This is a genomic window from Pseudomonas sp. GW821-FHT09C10 (genome assembly GCF_059418085.1).
On the sequence record NZ_JBWKPE010000002.1, the window covers coordinates 111,399 to 130,544 of the forward strand.

21 protein-coding genes are annotated in these 19,146 nt (G+C 59.7%); 11 read left to right on the forward strand and 10 right to left on the reverse strand.

The features are described from left to right. Nucleotides 1–198 precede the first annotated feature (198 nt). Nucleotides 199–1,824: a glucan biosynthesis protein D gene (locus AC07OT_RS04235; RefSeq protein WP_495107562.1), complete on the forward strand. Its 1,626-nt coding sequence runs from the start codon at nucleotides 199–201 to the stop codon at nucleotides 1,822–1,824. 45 nt (nucleotides 1,825–1,869) lie between these two features. Here AC07OT_RS04235 and AC07OT_RS04240 read toward each other — a convergent pair whose 3' ends face one another. The 3 genes from AC07OT_RS04240 to AC07OT_RS04250 form a co-directional block, all read right to left on the reverse strand. After that, entirely contained in the window at nucleotides 1,870–2,055 is a 186-nt protein-coding gene (locus tag AC07OT_RS04240) for a hypothetical protein (RefSeq protein ID WP_495107563.1), read from the reverse strand. A 270-nt stretch (nucleotides 2,056–2,325) separates the two neighbouring features. Then, nucleotides 2,326–3,432, reverse strand: coding sequence for an NADH:flavin oxidoreductase/NADH oxidase (locus AC07OT_RS04245; protein ID WP_092487520.1), 1,107 nt, complete (start codon nucleotides 3,430–3,432; stop codon nucleotides 2,326–2,328). Between the two features lie 126 nt (nucleotides 3,433–3,558). Further along, nucleotides 3,559–5,460, reverse strand: a complete 1,902-nt coding sequence (locus AC07OT_RS04250; protein WP_027604535.1) for a potassium transporter Kup — start codon at nucleotides 5,458–5,460, stop codon at nucleotides 3,559–3,561. Nucleotides 5,461–5,873: 413 nt separating this feature from the next. Here AC07OT_RS04250 and AC07OT_RS04255 point away from each other — a divergent pair, with 413 nt between their 5' ends. The 7 genes from AC07OT_RS04255 to tsaA all read left to right on the forward strand — a co-directional run bounded on the left by AC07OT_RS04255 (nucleotide 5,874) and on the right by tsaA (nucleotide 10,636). Continuing rightward, the gene (locus AC07OT_RS04255; RefSeq protein ID WP_065938726.1) at nucleotides 5,874–6,197 is read left to right on the forward strand and encodes a type II toxin-antitoxin system RelE/ParE family toxin; all 324 of its coding nucleotides are present in this window, start codon (nucleotides 5,874–5,876) and stop codon (nucleotides 6,195–6,197) included. Next, on the forward strand, nucleotides 6,194–6,529 hold the full coding sequence (locus AC07OT_RS04260) for an addiction module antidote protein (protein ID WP_043293399.1): 336 nt from the start codon (nucleotides 6,194–6,196) through the stop codon (nucleotides 6,527–6,529). The genes AC07OT_RS04255 and AC07OT_RS04260 overlap by 4 nt, the downstream gene beginning before the upstream one ends. 180 nt (nucleotides 6,530–6,709) lie before the next feature. Further along, nucleotides 6,710–8,050: a 30S ribosomal protein S12 methylthiotransferase RimO gene (gene rimO, locus AC07OT_RS04265; RefSeq protein ID WP_141156892.1), complete on the forward strand. Its 1,341-nt coding sequence runs from the start codon at nucleotides 6,710–6,712 to the stop codon at nucleotides 8,048–8,050. Between the two features lie 100 nt (nucleotides 8,051–8,150). Next, nucleotides 8,151–8,624: a GNAT family N-acetyltransferase gene (locus tag AC07OT_RS04270; RefSeq protein ID WP_141156891.1), complete on the forward strand. Its 474-nt coding sequence runs from the start codon at nucleotides 8,151–8,153 to the stop codon at nucleotides 8,622–8,624. A gap of 71 nt (nucleotides 8,625–8,695) precedes the next feature. Beyond that, entirely contained in the window at nucleotides 8,696–9,406 is a 711-nt protein-coding gene (locus AC07OT_RS04275) for an rRNA pseudouridine synthase (protein WP_027604539.1), read from the forward strand. Nucleotides 9,407–9,475: 69 nt separating this feature from the next. After that, entirely contained in the window at nucleotides 9,476–9,937 is a 462-nt protein-coding gene (locus tag AC07OT_RS04280; protein WP_141156889.1) for a YehS family protein, read from the forward strand. Between the two features lie 3 nt (nucleotides 9,938–9,940). Then, nucleotides 9,941–10,636 carry a tRNA (N6-threonylcarbamoyladenosine(37)-N6)-methyltransferase TrmO gene (tsaA, locus tag AC07OT_RS04285; protein ID WP_065938724.1) on the forward strand — a complete coding sequence of 232 codons (696 nt, stop codon included), beginning with the start codon at nucleotides 9,941–9,943 and terminating at the stop codon, nucleotides 10,634–10,636. A 116-nt stretch (nucleotides 10,637–10,752) separates the two neighbouring features. Here the strand turns inward: tsaA and fpr are convergent, their stop codons facing one another. Further along, nucleotides 10,753–11,532, reverse strand: coding sequence for a ferredoxin-NADP reductase (gene fpr, locus AC07OT_RS04290; protein ID WP_003172178.1), 780 nt, complete (start codon nucleotides 11,530–11,532; stop codon nucleotides 10,753–10,755). A gap of 124 nt (nucleotides 11,533–11,656) precedes the next feature. Between fpr and AC07OT_RS04295 the strand changes: the two genes are divergently transcribed. After that, on the forward strand, nucleotides 11,657–12,583 hold the full coding sequence (locus AC07OT_RS04295; RefSeq protein WP_065938723.1) for a LysR family transcriptional regulator: 927 nt from the start codon (nucleotides 11,657–11,659) through the stop codon (nucleotides 12,581–12,583). 3 nt (nucleotides 12,584–12,586) lie between these two features. Here AC07OT_RS04295 and AC07OT_RS04300 read toward each other — a convergent pair whose 3' ends face one another. The 3 genes from AC07OT_RS04300 to AC07OT_RS04310 all read right to left on the reverse strand — a co-directional run bounded on the left by AC07OT_RS04300 (nucleotide 12,587) and on the right by AC07OT_RS04310 (nucleotide 14,647). Next, complete coding sequence (locus tag AC07OT_RS04300) at nucleotides 12,587–12,949, reverse strand: diacylglycerol kinase (protein ID WP_065938722.1); 363 nt, start codon at nucleotides 12,947–12,949, stop codon at nucleotides 12,587–12,589. Between the two features lie 75 nt (nucleotides 12,950–13,024). Continuing rightward, nucleotides 13,025–13,675: a response regulator transcription factor ErdR gene (gene erdR, locus AC07OT_RS04305; protein ID WP_495107564.1), complete on the reverse strand. Its 651-nt coding sequence runs from the start codon at nucleotides 13,673–13,675 to the stop codon at nucleotides 13,025–13,027. Nucleotides 13,676–13,927: 252 nt separating this feature from the next. After that, nucleotides 13,928–14,647: a tRNA-uridine aminocarboxypropyltransferase gene (locus tag AC07OT_RS04310; RefSeq protein WP_495107565.1), complete on the reverse strand. Its 720-nt coding sequence runs from the start codon at nucleotides 14,645–14,647 to the stop codon at nucleotides 13,928–13,930. 179 nt (nucleotides 14,648–14,826) lie between these two features. Between AC07OT_RS04310 and AC07OT_RS04315 the strand changes: the two genes are divergently transcribed. Together AC07OT_RS04315 and AC07OT_RS04320 are read left to right on the forward strand one after the other, a co-directional pair. Further along, a complete protein-coding gene (locus AC07OT_RS04315; RefSeq protein WP_027604548.1) occupies nucleotides 14,827–15,267 on the forward strand; it encodes a PA3611 family quorum-sensing-regulated virulence factor in 441 nt (146 codons plus the stop codon). A 378-nt stretch (nucleotides 15,268–15,645) separates the two neighbouring features. Further along, nucleotides 15,646–16,758, forward strand: coding sequence for an LOG family protein (locus AC07OT_RS04320; protein ID WP_027604549.1), 1,113 nt, complete (start codon nucleotides 15,646–15,648; stop codon nucleotides 16,756–16,758). A gap of 226 nt (nucleotides 16,759–16,984) precedes the next feature. Here the strand turns inward: AC07OT_RS04320 and recX are convergent, their stop codons facing one another. The 3 genes from recX to AC07OT_RS04335 all read right to left on the reverse strand — a co-directional run bounded on the left by recX (nucleotide 16,985) and on the right by AC07OT_RS04335 (nucleotide 19,103). Then, nucleotides 16,985–17,452, reverse strand: coding sequence for a recombination regulator RecX (gene recX, locus AC07OT_RS04325; RefSeq protein WP_012722522.1), 468 nt, complete (start codon nucleotides 17,450–17,452; stop codon nucleotides 16,985–16,987). An 8-nt stretch (nucleotides 17,453–17,460) separates the two neighbouring features. Continuing rightward, nucleotides 17,461–18,519, reverse strand: coding sequence for a recombinase RecA (gene recA, locus AC07OT_RS04330; RefSeq protein WP_065926514.1), 1,059 nt, complete (start codon nucleotides 18,517–18,519; stop codon nucleotides 17,461–17,463). Between the two features lie 83 nt (nucleotides 18,520–18,602). After that, nucleotides 18,603–19,103 carry a CinA family protein gene (locus tag AC07OT_RS04335; protein WP_495100945.1) on the reverse strand — a complete coding sequence of 167 codons (501 nt, stop codon included), beginning with the start codon at nucleotides 19,101–19,103 and terminating at the stop codon, nucleotides 18,603–18,605. Nucleotides 19,104–19,146: the final 43 nt, after the last annotated feature.

Here is a 19,146-nt window from a genome sequence, read left to right on the forward strand (position 1 = left end):
CCGTGCCGGAAATGTCTTGTCGCATTTGCAATGCTATCACCCCGCCATCAATCAATTTTCCTTCTCCATCGAACCGCTTAAGCTATCCGGCGTCTGTTTAATGTCCGTTGCGTTTGGCCGAAGGCATGTCCGAACCGTAATTTCTGATCCAGCACGTGCCAGGAACGGCGCGGGATTTGCTCACGACAGGTTGTCTCTATGCACCGCAGGAATTTGCTCAAAGCCTCCATGGCCATTGCGGCTTACACCGGTTTATCGGCCAGCGGCCTGCTTGCCGCGCAGGCCTGGGCCGGGAACCGTGCCGCCGATGGCAAGGCCGTGGCGTTCGATTTTGAAACGCTCAAGGCCCAAGCCAAACAGCTCGCCGGGACCGCGTATAAAGACACCAAGCAGGTGCTGCCGCCCACCCTGGCGACCATGACCCCGCAGAGTTTCAACGCCATCGGCTACGACGGCAACCATTCGCTGTGGAAGGAATTGAACGGCCAGCTCGACGTGCAGTTCTTCCACGTCGGCATGGGCTTCAAGACGCCGGTGCGCATGCACAGCGTCGACCCCAAGACCCGTGAAGCCCGCGAAGTGCATTTCCGCCCTTCACTGTTCAATTATGAAAAAACCACCGTCGACACCAAACAGCTGACCGGCGACCTGGGTTTCTCCGGCTTCAAGTTGTTCAAGGCGCCGGAACTGGATCGCCATGACGTGCTGTCGTTTCTTGGTGCCAGCTACTTCCGCGCGGTGGATTCCACCGGCCAGTACGGCCTCTCCGCCCGTGGCCTGGCGATTGATACCTACGCAAAAAAACGCGAAGAGTTCCCCGATTTCACGCAGTTCTGGTTCGAGACCCCGGACAAGAACGCGACCCGCTTTGTGGTCTACGCTCTGCTCGACTCGCCGAGCGCCACCGGTGCCTACCGCTTCGATATCGACTGCCAGGCCAACCAGGTGGTGATGGCCATCGACGCCCATATCAACGCACGTACCGCCATCGAACAGTTGGGCATCGCCGCCATGACCAGCATGTTCAGTTGCGGCACCCACGAGCGCCGCATGTGCGACACCATTCACCCTCAGATCCATGACTCGGACCGCCTGGCGATGTGGCGGGGTAATGGCGAGTGGATTTGCCGCCCGTTGAATAACCCGGCCAAGCTGCAGTTCAACGCGTTCGCCGACACCGACCCGAAAGGTTTCGGCCTGGTGCAGACCGACCATGAGTTCGCCAGCTACCAGGACACCGTCGACTGGTACAGCAAGCGTCCAAGCCTATGGGTCGAACCGACCACCGCCTGGGGCGAAGGCTCGATCGACCTGTTGGAAATCCCCACCACCGGCGAGACCCTGGACAACATAGTGGCCTTCTGGACCCCGAAAAAGCCGGTGGCGGCCGGCGATTCACTCAACTATGGCTACAAGCTGTACTGGAGCGCCCTGCCCCCGGTCAGCACACCGCTGGCGCAAGTCGACGCGACCCGTTCCGGCATGGGCGGCTTTACCGAAGGTTGGGCGCCGGGGGAGCACTACCCGCCAGTGTGGGCGCGCCGGTTTGCCGTGGACTTCAAGGGCGGCGGCCTGGACCGTTTGCCGGCCGGCACCGGGATCGAGCCGGTGGTGACCTGCTCCCACGGCGAAGTGAAAGACTTCAGCGTGCTGGTGCTCGACAACATCAAGGGCTACCGCATCCTGTTCGACTGGTACCCGACCAGCGACAGCGTGGAGCCGGTGGAACTGCGGCTGTTTATCCGCACCCAGGACCGCACCCTGAGTGAAACCTGGTTGTATCAGTACTTCCCGCCGGCACCGGAGCAGCGCAAGTACACCTGATCCAGATCGTTCCCACTCGCGTGAGAACGATCCTCGCGTACGGCATCAGAACCGCGACACACTCTTCATCGCTCCAATCAGATACCGCATCGCCACCTGATCGCTTTCGGTCAGGGCGCGATACTGCGCCAGTAATTCGGCTTCGTCCGAACTCAACCTGCGGCCACGCAAGGACATCCTGCGGGTAAAAAAAGACACCACCGCACCCGCTACACCATAGGACTTGGCCATGGACTGTTTCTCCTGATATCGATCAAAAACTCCTGTGCCCACAAACCGTTTCCCGGGGAACGCAATGCCTCGGTGTACAAACAGACTGACTCCCTGGGCCAGAAATCAGTCGTACCCTAAGCGTAGAAACAATCTCGTTACGCGTGGGATTTTTTTAGAGTATTCACTTAAAAAATCACTTCGGTAACAAATACCTACAACCCCATCCCACAGCAGCAGGCAAAAAAAACCCACCGGTTCAAGGTGGGTTTCGAGGGCGCCGACGCAGGATCAATCCCTCAAGTCAGACTCATGGATCGGTTGGTCCCGATGGGTCGCTCGTTGGTACTGAGCCGGCCAAATAGCCTTGCGCCCGCCCAGATCATCATCGGCATGCAACGGCCAGTAAGGGTCACGCAGCAGTTCACGCGCCAGGAAGATGATGTCGGCCTGGCAGGTACGCAGGATGTGCTCGGCCTGGGCCGGCTCGGTGATCATGCCGACGGTGCCGGTGGCGATGCCCGACTCCTTGCGTACACGCTCGGCAAAGCGCGTCTGGTAACCGGGGCCGGTGGGGATTTCGGCGTTGGCGGCAGTGCCACCGGAAGACACGTCGATCAGGTCCACGCCCAGGTCTTTGAGGCGACGCGCGAGTTCCACGGTTTCATCAGGGTTCCAGCCGTCTTCCACCCAGTCGGTGGCCGACACCCGCACGAACAGCGGCAGCTCCTGGGGCCAGACTTCACGCACGGCCTCGGTCACTTGCAGCACCAGGCGGATACGGTTCTCGAAGGAGCCGCCGTACCGGTCCTGCCGCTGGTTGCTGATGGGCGAGAGGAATTGATGCAGCAGGTAACCATGGGCGGCGTGGATTTCCACCACTTCAAAACCGGCGGTCAGGGCGCGCCTGGCGGCGGCGACGAAGTCGGCGATCACTTGCTGGATCTGCGCCTCATCCAAAGGCTTGGGTTGGGTGTGCTGCGGGTCGAAGGCAATCGGCGACGGCCCCACCGGCACCCAGCCACCGTCTTGCGGCTTGACGCTGCCGTGCTTGCCGATCCATGGGCGGTGGGTGCTGGCCTTGCGCCCGGCATGGGCCAGCTGGATGCCCGCCACCGCGCCCTGGGCGGCGATAAACCGTGTGATGCGCCGCAGGGGTTCGATCTGTTCGTCGTTCCACAGGCCCAGGTCTTCGGCCGTGATGCGGCCATCGGCGGTTACGGCGGTGGCTTCGGTGAATATCAGCCCGGCGCCACCGACCGCGCGGCTGCCGAGGTGGACCAGGTGCCAGTCGTTAGCCAGGCCATCGACACTTGAGTACTGACACATCGGCGACACGGCGATACGGTTGAGCAGGGTCAATTGGCGCAGGGTATAGGGTTCGAGCAGCTGACTCATGGCGCACCTCTTCTGGGGTCTGTGGGCACTATTCAAACAGTGCTTAGAGCCTAGTCGACAACCGTGGATTGCACAGGGTTCAGACGTAAAGCGGGAGCCGATTGCCGGCTCCCGTACCGCGCAGGCTTACATTTCGACCTGGGTGCCCAATTCGATCACTCGGTTGACCGGGAGCTTGAAGAACCGCAGGTTGCCGTTGGCGTTCTTGAGCATGAATGCAAACAACGCTTCGCGCCAACGGGCCATGCCCTTGATGCGGGAGGCGATGACGGTTTCACGGCTGAGGAAGTACGTGGTGCGCATCGGACTGAAATCCAGGCCGTCCAAATGGCACAGCTTCAACGCTTCGGGGACGTCCGGCTCATCGGTAAAGCCGAAGTGCAGGATCACGCGAAAGAACCCCTCGCCGTAGGAATCCACCTCGAAGCGCCGTGAGGCCGGGACACGCGGGATGTCTTCGTAGACCACCGTCAGCAACACCACCTGTTCATGCAGCACCTGGTTATGCAGCAGGTTGTGCAACAGGGCATGGGGCACGGCGTCCGGGCGCGCGGTAAGGAACACCGCCGTGCCCTGCACGCGATGCGGCGGCTGCACGCGGATGCTGCTGATGAAGATCGGCAACGGTAGGCCACCTTCGTCGAGGCGGTCCACCAGCAATTGCTTACCGCGCTTCCAGGTGGTCATCAGCACGAACAGCACAATCCCCGCCAAGACCGGGAAGGCGCCGCCCTGGATGATCTTCGGCACGTTGGCCGCGAAGTACAGCCCGTCCACCAACAGGCAGCAGACCAGGACCGGCACGGCCAGAATCGGTGGCCATTTCCACAGCAACAGCATGACTGCCGACACCAGGATGGTGGTCATCAACATGGTCCCGGTCACCGCCACGCCGTAGGCCGACGCCAGTGCGTTGGAGGACTCGAAACCCAGCACCAGCAGGATCACGCCGACCATCAGCGACCAGTTCACCGCACCGATATAGATCTGGCCCTGTTCGGCACTTGAGGTGTGTTGAATGTGCATGCGCGGGATATAACCCAGCTGGATCGCCTGGCGCGTCAACGAGAACGCCCCGGAAATCACCGCCTGGGACGCAATCACCGTGGCCAGGGTGGACAGCACCACCAGCGGGATCAGCGCCCAACTTGGCGCCAGCAGGTAGAACGGGTTGCGTGCGGCTTCCGGGTCGCCCAGCAGCATGGCGCCCTGGCCGAAATAGTTGAGCACCAGCGCCGGCAACACCAGGATGAACCAGGCGCGGGCGATGGGTTTGCGGCCGAAGTGGCCCATGTCGGCATACAGCGCCTCGGCACCGGTCAACGCCAGCACTACCGCGCCGAGGATCGCCACGCCAATGCCAGGGTGGGCCTCGAAGAAACGCACGCCCCACATCGGGTTCAGGGCATTGAGCACTTCAGGGTGCAGGGTAATGCCATACACGCCGAGGCCCCCCAGCACCAGGAACCAGGTCACCATCACCGGCCCGAACAACTTGCCGATGCGGTCGGTACCGTGCTTCTGGATCAGGAACAGCGCCACCAGCACCACCAGGGCGATCGGCACCACCCATTTTTCCAGGCCGTCGAACGCCAGTTCCAGGCCCTCAATGGCCGACAGCACCGAAATCGCCGGGGTAATCATGCTGTCGCCATAGAACAACGCCGCACCGCACAGGCCACACACCACGAGGAAACTGCGCAACTTCTTGCGCTCCCCCGCCGCCCGTCGCGCCAACGCGGTCAGGGCCATGATGCCGCCTTCGCCCTGGTTATCGGCGCGCAGCACGAACAGCATGTACTTGATCGACACCACCCAGATCAACGACCAGAAGATCAGCGCCAGGATCCCCAGCACACCGTCATGGTTGACCTGCACCCCATAACCGCCGTTGAACACCTCTTTGAGGGTATAGAGCGGGCTGGTACCGATATCGCCGTAAACCACCCCGACCGCTGCCACCAGCATGCCGATCGGCTTTGCGTTGGAATGCTCGGCACCTGCTGCCTGACTACTTGCCTGACCCATCAACCACTCCTGCCCTTTGACCTGAGGTCTCTTATAAACAGCGCGTCTAAGCTGACCCTAGCATGCGCTGTTTTACTTCTCGTAACAGACGTTTTATTGACCCAAGGGTTTTCCCCGTGCGCAACGGCGCGAAGCATAGCGCAGCGGTCGTCGTATTTCCCTGCTCAAGTGATTCGGGTATCGATTTACACCGTCAGTCGTAGATGAAGCGGCATTTTGGAGCCTTTTTGCCTGCATTGATCACATTTACGGCCAACCGTATATTTTCCGCCCGGCTCAGTAGCGCAGCCTCAGCGGTGTATGCGCAAGCTCCTTGGCCACCTTGCCTGATCAATAAATCGCGCGCCTGCATCACGTGCGTAGTCGATATAAAAACTCAATCATTGCCCTGTCTCTTTTAAGGTACATTCCGCATGTACGAGGTGAAACACGTACTTTCAGTCAACGGGGTGGATATCTACCAGGCTTGGCTGGACACCGTGCAAGACACGCGTTCAAAGGCAAGAATCACCACCAGAGTGGATCGAGCTTCCCTTGGCCACTTTGGTGTTACCGAGTCGGTGGGTGACGGGGTCTTTGAGATGAAACTCGACTTCGGGCCTGGGTTTCGTGTGTATTACGCAATCCAGGATCGAAAAATTGTTTTCCTGTTGGGCGGCGGCTCAAAGGCCAGGCAGCAGAACGACATTGATCAGGCCAAGGCCCTCTGGAAATCTTACAAGGTGCAGCAAAAATGACCATTCGTACTCGTTCTCATGAAGATAGTGTTCTTGAAATGCTCCGAGACGACGAAGCATTTGCCTTGGAATATCTATCTGTCGCGCTTGAGGAAATCGATGAAGCGGGTGGGGAAGACGCGTTCCTTGTCGCTATCCGTCGAGTGGCGGACGCTCGCGGCGGGATGCTCAGTCTGTCGCAGAACACGGGCCTCAATAGAGCAAATCTCTATAGGTCCCTCGGCGTCGGCGGCGACCCAAAGCTTTCCACTCTCCTGAAAGTGCTTCAGGCGTTAGGTGTGGGCATGTCTAAAGTTGTAACGCACCGCACAGAGCAGGACGTCCGGGCTTAAGAACGTGTAAGGGCTGGGCGATTCACCCAACACAGCACTCGTCGCATTTCCCTGCATAAAGCTGGTCAAGTGCGTTGCCCGTCGCTAGAATTGCGCACTTTTTGATCAGAGGCGCAGCAAGCGCCCGTCCGCAGCCCTGTCGTGCCCGACTGGCGGCGTCATTCAATACCGAGGTTAGACATGTCCACCACCACCGCAAAAGCCAACCCCAAGGTTGGCTTTGTTTCCCTGGGTTGCCCGAAGGCGCTCGTCGATTCCGAACGCATCCTCACGCAACTGCGCATGGAAGGCTATGACGTGGTGTCCACTTACCAGGACGCCGATGTGGTGGTGGTCAACACCTGCGGCTTTATCGACTCGGCCAAGGCAGAGTCCCTGGAAGTGATCGGCGAAGCCATCAAGGAAAACGGCAAGGTCATCGTGACCGGCTGCATGGGTGTGGAAGAAGGCAATATCCGCAACGTGCACCCCAGCGTACTGGCTGTGACCGGCCCGCAGCAGTACGAGCAAGTAGTCAATGCCGTGCACGAGGTGGTGCCGCCGCGCCAGGATCACAACCCGCTGATCGACCTGGTGCCGCCCCAAGGCATCAAGCTGACCCCGCGTCACTATGCGTACCTGAAGATTTCCGAAGGCTGCAACCACAGCTGCAGCTTCTGCATCATCCCGTCGATGCGTGGCAAGCTGGTCAGCCGCCCGGTGGGTGACGTACTTGACGAGGCCCAGCGCCTGGTCAAGTCCGGCGTCAAGGAGCTGCTGGTGATCTCCCAGGACACCAGCGCCTACGGCGTCGACGTGAAATACCGCACCGGCTTCTGGAACGGCGCGCCGGTGAAAACCCGCATGACCGAACTCTGCGAAGCCCTCAGCAGCCTGGGCGTGTGGGTGCGCCTGCACTACGTCTACCCGTACCCGCACGTGGACGAGCTGATCCCGTTGATGGCCGCCGGCAAGATCCTGCCGTACCTGGACATCCCGTTCCAGCACGCCAGCCCGAAAGTGCTCAAGGCCATGAAACGCCCGGCCTTCGAAGACAAGACCCTGGCGCGCATCAAGAACTGGCGCGAGATCTGCCCCGAGCTGATCATCCGTTCGACCTTCATCGTCGGCTTCCCCGGCGAAACCGAAGAAGACTTCCAGTACCTGCTGGACTGGCTGACCGAAGCGCAACTGGACCGTGTGGGTTGCTTCCAGTACTCGCCCGTGGAAGGTGCCCCGGCCAACCTGCTGGACCTGGCCGTGGTCCCGGACGACGTCAAGCAGGACCGTTGGGAGCGCTTCATGGCGCACCAACAGGCAATCAGCTCGGCGCGCCTGCAACTGCGTATCGGCAAGGAAATCGAGGTACTGATCGACGAAGTCGACGAGCAAGGCGCAGTCGGCCGTTGCTTCTTCGATGCACCGGAAATCGACGGTAACGTGTTTATCGACGATGCCAGCGGCTTGAAGCCGGGTGACAAGGTCTGGTGCACCGTGACCGACGCTGATGAGTACGATCTGTGGGCTGAAAAGCGCGACTGATCGAAAAAACTTGAAAAGCCCTGCTTCTGGACAAGATGCGGGGCTTTTTTAGGTCTATCGTTTTGCCCATCAGCGCCAATCAACGCAAGGGGCAGCGGGCATGCGTCAGCATTCGGTTATCCACACACCTAAAACCAGCGACTACGCGGAGTTGGCGCGCATCTGGGAGGCCTCGGTGCGGGCCACCCATGATTTTTTGCCGGACAGTTACATCATATTGCTGAAAAACCTGCTGCTGACCCGCTACCTGGATTCGGTGATGCTGATCTGCACCAAAGACGCACGCCAGCGTATTACCGGGTTTGCCGGGGTGGCGTGCGGTAAGGTGGAGATGCTGTTTATCGACCCGCAATACCGCGGGCAAGGCCTCGGCCGGCAGTTGCTGCGTTATGCAATCGAGCGCATGAACGCCGACGAACTCGACGTCAACGAGCAGAACCCCCAAGCCTTGGGGTTTTATTTCAAGCAGGGTTTCGAAGTGGTCGGACGCACCGAACATGACGGCCTGGGCCAGCCCTATCCGTTGCTGCACCTGCGCCTGCGCCAGCAACAACAAAACGCCCGTCAGGGCTAAATGAAATGGGGCCGGGATTAACCGCGCCCACACAGGTACAATAGCCGCCCCCTTTTGTTACGGCCCTTGTCATGACTGACCCCATACGCCTCTCCAAACGCCTTATCGAACTGGTCGGTTGCTCCCGTCGGGAGGCTGAGCTGTTTATCGAAGGCGGCTGGGTCTCGGTGGACGGTGAAGTGATCGACGAGCCGCAATTCAAGATCACCACCCAGAAGGTCGAACTGGACCCAGAGGCCAAGGCCACCGCGCCAGAGCCGGTGACCATCCTGTTCCACGCCCCGGTTGGTGTAGATGCAGAGACGGCAATGGCCTCGATCAGCGCCGAAACCCTGTCCGAAGAACACCGCTTCAGCAAGCGTCCGCTCAAGGGCCACTTCCTGCGCCTGACCGCCAGCGCCGACCTGCAGGCCAAGGCCAGCGGCCTGCTGGTGTTTACCCAGGACTGGAAGATTCTGCGCAAGTTGACCGCCGATGCCGCCAAGATCGAGCAGGAATACGTGGTGGAGGTTGAAGGTGACATGGTTGCCCACGGCCTCAACCGCCTGAACCACGGCCTGACCTACAAAGGCAAAGAGCTGCCAGCCGTAAAAGCCAGCTGGCAGAACGAAAATCGCCTGCGCTTTGCGATGAAAAACCCGCAACCGGGCGTGATCGCCCTGTTCTGCGAAGCCGTTGGCCTGAAAGTCGTCGCTATCCGCCGCATTCGCATCGGCGGCGTGTCCATCGGCAAAGTGCCGGTTGGCCAATGGCGTTATCTGTCCGGCAAAGAAAAGTTCTAAACAGCCTCCCCCTTTCCAGGCACCGCCCCACCCGGCGGCGCCCACCGTTGAAAACCAGGATTGCCCACCATGATTCACAACGACGTACTGCGCAGCGTGCGCTACATGCTCGACATCAGCGACAACAAGATGGTCGAGCTTATCAAGCTCGGCGGCATGGACGTGACCAAGGAAGACCTGCAGACCTACCTCAAGAAAGACGAGGAAGAGGGTTTTGTGTTCTGCCCGGATGACGTCATGGCCCACTTCCTCGATGGCCTGGTGATTTTCAAGCGCGGCAAGGACGAAAGCCGTCCGCCGCAGCCGATCGAAACCCCGGTGACCAACAACATCATCCTCAAAAAACTGCGTGTGGCCTTCGAACTGAAGGAGGACGACATGCACGCCATCCTCAAGGCCGCCGAATTCCCGGTGTCCAAGCCTGAGCTGAGCGCACTGTTCCGCAAGTTCGGCCATACCAACTACCGCACCTGTGGCGACCAGCTGCTGCGCAACTTCCTCAAGGGCCTGACGCTGCGGGTTCGCACGTAAGCCATGGGTTACCAGGTCTCGCCGGTCGGTTTCGTACGCTCCTGCTTCAAGGAGAAGTTCGCCATCCCGCGCCAACCGCAACTGGCGCCTGCCGCGCGGGGCGTGCTGGAGTTGGTGGCGCCGTTCGACCAAGGCGAGGCGGTACAGGGCCTGGAGCAGGTCAGCCACGTGTGGCTGTTGTTTCTGTTCCACCAGGCCCTGGAAGACAAGCCCCGCCTGAAAGTGCGCCCGCCCCGCCTGGGTGGCAACACGTCCATGGGGGTGTTTGCGACCCGCGCCACTCATCGGCCCAACGGGATTGGCCAGTCAGTGGTCAAGCTGGACAAGGTCGAGCCGGGCCGGCTATGGATTTCCGGAATCGATTTGCTCGATGGCACCCCGGTATTGGATATCAAGCCGTATGTGCCCTACGCCGACATCATCGACACGGCCACCAACAGCATCGCCAGTGGTGCGCCGCAGCTGATTCCGGTGCAGTGGCTGAAGAGCGCACTGCAGCAGGCACAAGGCCATGCCCAGCGCCTTGGGGAGCCGTTGGTGGAGTTGATCGATCAGTGTCTGGCACAGGATCCACGCCCGGCCTACCAGACGCCAGGGCCCGAGCGCGAATACGGGGCGCAGTTCTGGGATGTGGATGTGCGCTGGCACTATCCTGAAGCAGGGATGATTTGTGTGTTGGAAGTGGTGCCAGCGGGATAAACCGGTAACCCAATGTAGAAGGGGGCTTGCTCCCGATGGCAGTGGATCAGTCAACGTGTATATCGACTGACCCATCGCCATCGGGAGCAAGCCCCCTCTCACATTTTTTACCGCAGTTATTTCTCGACGAACGCGCGCTCGATCAAGTAATCACCCGGCTCACGCATGCGTGGCGAAACTTTCAAGCCGAAGCTGTTCAGCACTTCGCTGGTCTCGTCCAACATGCTTGGGCTGCCGCACAACATGGCGCGGTCGTCCTCGGGGTTGATCGGTGGCAGACCGATGTCGCTGAACAGCTTGCCGCTGCGCATCAGGTCGGTCAGGCGGCCTTCGTTTTCGAACGGCTCGCGGGTCACGGTCGGGTAGTAGATCAGCTTCTCACGCAGGGCCTCGCCGAAGAATTCGTTCTGCGGCAGGTGCTCGGTGATGAATTCGCGGTAAGCGACTTCGTTGACGTAGCGCACGCCGTGGCACAGGATCACTTTTTCGAAACGCTCGTAGGTTTCCGGGTCCTGGATCACGCTCATGAACGGAGCAAGGCCGGTACCGGTGCTGAGCAGGTAGAGGTGTTTGCCCGGCTTCAAATCGTCAAGCACCAGGGTGCCTGTCGGTTTTTTGCTGATGATGATCTCGTCGCCTTCCTTCAAGTGCTGCAATTGGGAAGTCAGCGGGCCATCCGGCACCTTGATGCTGAAGAACTCCAGATGCTCTTCCCAGTTCGGGCTGGCAATGGAGTAAGCGCGCATGAGCGGGCGGCCGTTGGGCTGTTGCAGGCCGATCATCACGAACTGACCGTTCTCGAAGCGCAGGCCCGGATCGCGGGTGCACTTGAAGCTGAACAGAGTGTCGTTCCAGTGATGAACACTGAGGACACGCTCGTGGTTCATGTTGCTCATGTACGGGGGACTCCTGGAAATGGGTCTGCGCCAAAGATGAAGTGCGCAATTGCACAGCATTCTAATGGCGGCGACAATATCTGTTAACTGGATTATTAAGATAAGGGTTATCGGTTATATCGATATGCGATTTACTCTCCGTCAACTGCAAGTCTTCGTCGCCGTCGCCCAGCAGGAAAGCGTCTCTCGCGCTGCTGGCCTTCTGGCCTTATCTCAATCCGCCGCCAGCACCTCGATTACGGAGCTGGAGCGTCAATCCAGCTGCCAATTATTCGACCGTGCCGGTAAACGCCTGAGTCTCAACGCCTTGGGCCATCAGCTGTTGCCTCAAGCAGTGGCGCTGTTGGACCAGGCCAAGGAGATCGAAGACCTGCTCAACGGTAAGTCCGGGTTCGGCTCCCTGGCGGTCGGCGCTACCCTGACCATTGGCAATTACCTGGCCACCCTGCTGATCGGCAGCTTCATGCAGCAGCACCCCGAAAGCCAGGTGAAGCTGCATGTGCAGAACACGGCCAATATCGTGCATCAGGTTGCGCACTACGAAATTGACCTGGGTCTAATCGAAGGCGACTGCAGCCACCCCGATATCGAGGTGCAAACCTGGGTGGAAGATGAGCTGGTGGTGTTTTGTGCACCTCAGCACCCCTTGGCCAAGCGCGGCGTGGCCACCCTGGAAGAATTGACCCATGAGGCCTGGATCCTGCGGGAGCAAGGCTCCGGCACGCGCCTGACCTTTGACCAGGCCATGCGCCATCACCGCAGCGCGCTGAATATCCGCCTGGAGCTGGAGCACACCGAGGCGATCAAACGGGCGGTGGAATCGGGTTTGGGCATCGGGTGCATTTCCCGGCTGGCGCTGCGCGATGCATTTCGCCGTGGCAGCCTGGTGCCAGTAGAAACCCCGGACCTGGACCTGGCCCGGCAGTTCTACTTCATCTGGCATAAACAGAAATACCAGACCTCGGCCATGCGCGAGTTCCTGGAGCTGTGTCGGACCTTCACCGCCGGGGTTCAGCGCAGCGACGAGATCGTGCTGCCGAGCATTGCCTGATCGTCAGATCAGGATCACGGCCCACACCAGGGTGATCATGGTCAGCGCCACGAATTGCGCGGCGCTGCCCATGTCCTTAGCGTTTTTCGACAAGGGATGGCGATCGAGGGAAATACGGTCGATCGCCGCTTCTACCGCCGAATTGAGCAATTCAACGATCAAGGCCAACAGGCACACTGCAATCAGCAGCGCCCGTTCAACACGGCTGACGTGCAGGAAAAAACTCAGCGGGATCAGGATGACGTTCAACAAGACCAGTTGACGGAACGCCGCCTCACCGGTGAAAGCCGCGCGCAGGCCATCCAGGGAATAGCCCCCTGCATTGAAGATACGTTTGAGACCGGTTTGACCCTTGAAAGGCGACATAGACGTAGGCAACTGAACCAAAGAAGTGGGGAAACTAGATCACGCAAAGTCAAAAAAGCGTGAATCGGTAACAACTTAATGCTGAGCAATTGACTCAAGTTGTTGCAAGAGCAGCGCCGCCTGGGTCCGCGTGCGCACCCCCAATTTGCGAAAGATTGCCGTGACATGCGCCTTGATGGTCGCTTCCGACACACTCAGCTCATAGGCGATCTGCTTGTTCAGCAAACCTTCGCAGACCATGGTCAGCACCCGAAACTGCTGGGGCGTCAGGCTGGCCAAGCCATCACGGGCGGCCTTGGCTTCGTCGGACACGTTGATGTGTTCGAATGCCTGCGGCGGCCAGGACACATCACCGTCCAACACTGCGCGCACGGCCTTCTGAATATCTTCCATCGCGCTGGACTTTGGAATGAAGCCGCTGGCGCCAAACTCCTTGGAACGCACCACCACGTCGGCCTCTTCCTGGGCAGAGACCATCACCACGGGGATCTGCGGGTATTGCCCACGCAGGAGCACCAGCCCCGAGAAACCGTAGGCGCCGGGCATGTTCAGGTCGAGCAGCACCAGGTCCCAATCGGATTTTTCGGTAAGGCGGGTTTCCAGCTCGGCAATGCTGGCCACTTCAACCAAGCGCACGTCGGGGCCAAGGCCCAGGGTCACGGCCTGATGCAGCGCACTGCGAAACAGCGGGTGGTCATCGGCTATCAGGATTTCGTATGTGGCCATTGATTAAATGATCCTGTTTTTTATGGCAGCCCCGATGGGTTCGGGGTTCACCAATACACAAGGCGACAGCCAGGCAGCCATCGCCACAGGGTACGTTCAACGTCAAAAGCACTTGGAACGACGTCGAAAACTCACGGTTGCCCCCCAATCGGCGCTCAGCATGCCCAGCGCAGCCTGGGGGGTCAAGCACTACGCCCATGGGCATTTTAGCGGGGTGCAGGTTTACGGTGCCATCATGCAAACGTCGTCTGGCTATAGCGTGGGTATATAGGGTGCAAGACGAGTATGGACGCTGTCGGTCGGGTCCAGCGGCAGCTGGAACTTGGCGGCCAGGTAATGGGTGCTGAATACGTCGAGGTAGGCGTCCAGCACTTCGCTTGCTGCGGCGTCCTCGGCCAGTTCCAGGCACAGGGCGGCGACTTCGGCGGTGCAGAAATGGTCGTCACGCTTGGAGCGGCGCAGTTTGTAGCGCGAAAGCTGCTCAGGCGCCAGGCTCAATACCGGCAGATGCTCCAGATAGGGACTCTTGCGGAACATCTTGCGCGCTTCGCTCCAGGTGCCATCCAGCAGGATGAACAGCGGGCGCTTGCCTTCTGCCATCGCCACGGTACTGACAACACGCTCGGGCGCCACGAATTCGCCGGGGAACACGATGTAGGGCTGCCACTGCGGGTCAGCGAGCAGGGTGAGCAAATCCGGGTCGACTTCGGTGCGCGACCAGGCGAATGCCGTGGTGTCCTTGACCACATCGGCGATCAGCCAGCCGGTGTTGCTGGGTTTCATCGGTTCGACATCGTGCATCAACAGGCACATGGCGGACCTGGCTGCGACCTGGGGGCGCCAGGCACACAGGCAGTATTCGGGGATGACCCGGCAGCCGGGGCAGCGTTCGGCACGGGAGCCTCGATTGACGAAGGGCTTGATCGCGCGTGCCAGGCGCTGTGTACGCAGGCGGGAGACGGCGTGGCTCATCGGATGCGCCGTACAGAGGGGTAGATCGACACGGAGAAAACTCGTGGAAGGCTGAAGTGACCGCAGTTTACCAGCGATACGCCTGGCTGTAGTGGCAAGGGGTCACCTATAATTGCGCGCCACTGAACGCACAGCGCAGTGGCTGGTCTATGCACCAGTAACCGAATCAGGAGAGTTTCATGCTGCGTTCCATGCTGCGTCTTGCCGCCCCATCCATCGCACTTGCGCTGGTACTGCCCGTGGGCGCCCAGGCGGCCTCGCTGCTGGAGGCCCAAATGAACCGGAAGCTGCAAAGCGTCGCGACTGAAAGCAACAAGGACCTGCCCCGGGAAATCGACGAAAAAACCCTGGAAGTGGCCTACACCGTTGAGGGCATGCAACTGATCGATCACCTCAGCGTATTGCCTGATCGCGCCGAACAGATGCGCGCCAACCCCAAGGCGGTGTACTTCCAGCTGGGGCAAAGCGTGTGCCTGAACAAAGGTTATCGCGAGCTGATGGCCAAGGGCGCAGTGATGCGCTATGAAATCACCGAGAACAAGACCAACCGCCCTGTGGCATCGGTGAAATTCGTGGAAGCGGATTGCCCGGCACCGGCTGCCGCCAAGAAGAAAAAGTAAACCTCGCTTGCCCTTCGCGCGCTGCTGCTCAGTAGCGCGCACGCCCCTGCTCCGTTTCCCTGCAGTTCAGCTGAACTCCCTGTCGATTGACCAATAAGCGGTTGCCAGCCAAGGGTTTTTCGGCCCATGATCAAGTCATCCCGACCGCCCGTTCATCACGGCTTCCACGCCGTTCTGTAACATTTCCAGGGCAAAAGAGGGTTGCCCTCCTGCGTCATGCAGTGCAAAGGTTTTTTAAATCACAAGGAATATACAGAGCCCGTTTGCTGCCTGGCGAACACGTGCAATGCCTTGGGTATGCAGCGACACATGCAGTGTCGTGGCCCCCGGACGAATCTCTCGCCGCTGGCCCAGCCTCTGTGAAGAAGGAGAAGTTGAATGCCTTACGAACCGAATGACCACCTGCTCCGGCATTTTGAAGAAAACGGGGCTGACCTTACGCAGCAGGTTGAAGCTCAGCTCCAGCAGATCGCCCCCAACAGCCCGAATATCCCCCTGTATCGCGATATGATCCTGACCGTGCTGCGCATGGCCCAGGACGACCGCAACCGCTGGAACGCCAAGATCACCTTGCAAGCCATTCGCGAACTGGACCACGCCTTCCGCGTACTCGAACAGTTCAAGGGGCGTCGCAAGGTCACGGTGTTCGGCTCTGCACGCACCCCGGTGGAAAGCCCTCTGTACGCCTTGGCCCGCGAGGTGGGTGCCGCACTGGCCCGTTCGGACCTGATGGTAATCACCGGCGGCGGCGGCGGGATCATGGCGGCGGCCCATGAAGGGGCTGGCTTGGAACACAGCCTGGGATTCAATATCACCCTGCCGTTCGAACAGCATGCCAACCCGACCATCGATGGCACCGAAAACCTGCTGTCCTTCCACTTCTTCTTTACCCGCAAGCTGTTCTTCGTCAAGGAAGCCGATGCGCTGGTGTTGTGCCCCGGTGGTTTCGGCACCCTGGATGAAGCCCTGGAAGTATTGACCCTGATCCAGACCGGCAAAAGCCCGCTGGTGCCGGTAGTGTTGCTGGATGCGCCGGGTGGCGGTTTCTGGCAAGGCGCCCTGGACTTTATCCGTAGCCAGCTGGAAGCCAATCGCTACATCCTGCCCACCGACCTCAAGCTGGTACGCCTGGTGTACAGCGCTGAAGAGGCAGTGGAAGAGATCAATCAGTTCTATGCCAACTTCCATTCCACGCGCTGGTTGAAACGTGAGTTTGTGGTGCGCATGAATCACCCGCTCAGCGATCAAGCCCTGGCTCATTTGCAGAGTGAATTTGCCAGCTTGCGATTGAGCGGAGAATTCCAGCAGCTGGCCTATACCGGTGAGGAGCATGATGAGCCGAAGTTCAGCCATTTAACGCGGTTGGTGTTCAACTTCAATGGCCGCGACCAGGGCCGGTTGCGGGAGCTGGTGGATTACATCAACTTGCCGGAGAACTGGGCGCAGGCTCAGGGGAAGACGCAACAGCGGGTAGCGCCGCAGCCGGCGTGAAATCCAGAAATGCAGAATCCAGAAACGCAAAAAGGCCCGCTATTTTCATAGCGGGCCTTTTTGGGGGCGTCAGGTTTGGTGTTTCAGGTTTAGATCGAAGGGGAGGCCATTGGGGCTGCTTCGCAGCCCAGCGCGGGGCAAGTCCGCTCACCACACAACAAGCCCATTCAACAAACAACAAGCCTATTTACCACACAACAAGGCCGTTCACCGCACAACAAGGTGTTCAGTCATCCATGTCTCGGCCACTTAATAAGCGGCTGATCATTTCCATCGAAAAACCGCGATAACTTAAGAAGCGCCCCTGCTTGGCGCGTTCCCTGGCATCAATGGGGAGATGACCCGAGAATTTGCGGCGCCAGGTGTCTTCCAGTTGTGCCTGCCAACTGATACCGCACTCACGCAAGGCAAGGTCGATATCGGCTCGCTGTAAACCGCGCTGGCTCAGCTCTTCGCGAATACGCGCCGGGCCATAGCCGGAACGGGCTCGGTAGGAGACAAAACTTTCGAGATAACGGGATTCAGAAAGCAGCCCCTCTTCCGTCAACCGGTCAAGGGCGGTTTCGATCATCTCAGGTTCCGCGCCGCGCTGACGCAGTTTACGCGTCAGCTCGACTCGACCATGCTCGCGGCGAGCGAGCAGGTCCATTGCGGTGCGCCGAACGGCGACGAGTGTATCCAGTACAACGGTCATCGTTTACTTCAGATGTCAGTGTCGGCTTCTTCTACTTCTTCAACCGGCTCGCGGTTGGCGGCAGCTTTCACGTCTGGTGTTGGGGTCAGCAGTTTGTCGCGGATCTGCTTCTCAAGCGTGGCAGCGATATCCGGGTTGTCCGCCAGGAACTTGGCCGAGTTGGCCTTGCCCTGACCGATCTTGCTGCCATTGTAGGCATACCAGGCACCGGATTTTTCAACGAAGCCGTGCAGCACGCCCAGGTCGATCATCTCGCCGTTCAGGTAGATACCCTTGCCGTAGAGAATCTGGAATTCAGCCTGGCGGAAAGGCGGAGCCACTTTGTTTTTCACGACCTTGACGCGGGTTTCGCTACCGACCACCTCGTCACCTTCTTTCACCGCGCCAGTACGGCGGATGTCCAGGCGAACCGACGCGTAGAACTTCAACGCGTTACCACCGGTGGTGGTTTCCGGGCTGCCGAACATCACGCCGATCTTCATGCGGATCTGGTTGATGAAGATCACCAGGCAGTTGGCGTTCTTGATGTTACCGGTGATTTTACGCAGCGCCTGGGACATCAGGCGGGCTTGCAGGCCCACATGCATGTCGCCCATTTCACCTTCGATTTCAGCCTTGGGTACCAGGGCCGCCACGGAGTCGACCACGATCACGTCGATGGCATTGGAGCGCACCAGCATGTCGGTGATTTCCAGGGCTTGCTCACCGGTGTCCGGCTGGGACACCAGCAGGTCGTCAACGTTGACGCCCAGCTTGCCGGCGTATTCAGGATCCAGGGCGTGCTCGGCGTCGACGAACGCGCACGTAGCGCCCATTTTTTGCGCCTGGGCAATCACCGACAGGGTCAGGGTGGTTTTACCGGAAGATTCAGGACCGTAGATTTCAACAATACGGCCTTTTGGCAGGCCGCCAATGCCGAGCGCGATGTCCAGACCCAGAGAGCCAGTGGAAATAGCCGGGATCGCCTGACGGTCATGATCGCCCATACGCATTACGGCACCCTTACCGAATTGACGTTCGATCTGACCCAGGGCCGCAGCCAAGGCTTTCTTCTTGTTGTCGTCCATTAAAGTCCTCACGTAATCAATAAGGCCTGACGGCCAACACCTGTATAAGTAGACAGTATTGTTCCACAAAGATCGGAGATCGCCTACCCCTGATTTTCTATTTCTGCTGCAGCTCGTCGCAACAAGCCCTCCAGCGCGGCCTTCACCGTTTGTCGGCGGACCTCATCGCGGTTGCCGGAGAAGTGCGCAAGCTCGGCCGTGACCTCCTCGCCAACGCCAAAGGCCAGCCACACGGTGCCCACCGGCTTGTCCACCGAACCCCCATCGGGCCCCGCCACACCGCTGACCGCCACGGCAAAGCGCGCCAGGCTTTTCTCCTGGGCGCCGCGCACCATGGCCTCCACCACTTCCTGGCTGACCGCCCCAACCTTTGGAAACAACGTTTCCGGCACATTCAGCTGTCGGGTCTTCTGCCGATTGGAATAGGTGACATACCCCGCCTCGAACCAGGCCGAACTCCCCGGGATCCGCGTAATGGCCTCGGCGATACCGCCACCGGTACAGGATTCCGCGGTGGTGACGTGGGCATTGAGCACCTGCAGGCGTCGGCCCAGGTCAGCGGCAAGTTGAGTGATTTCCTTCACGACGGTCTCCAGAAGTGGGCGGGGGTTTGCCTACCCTACAGGA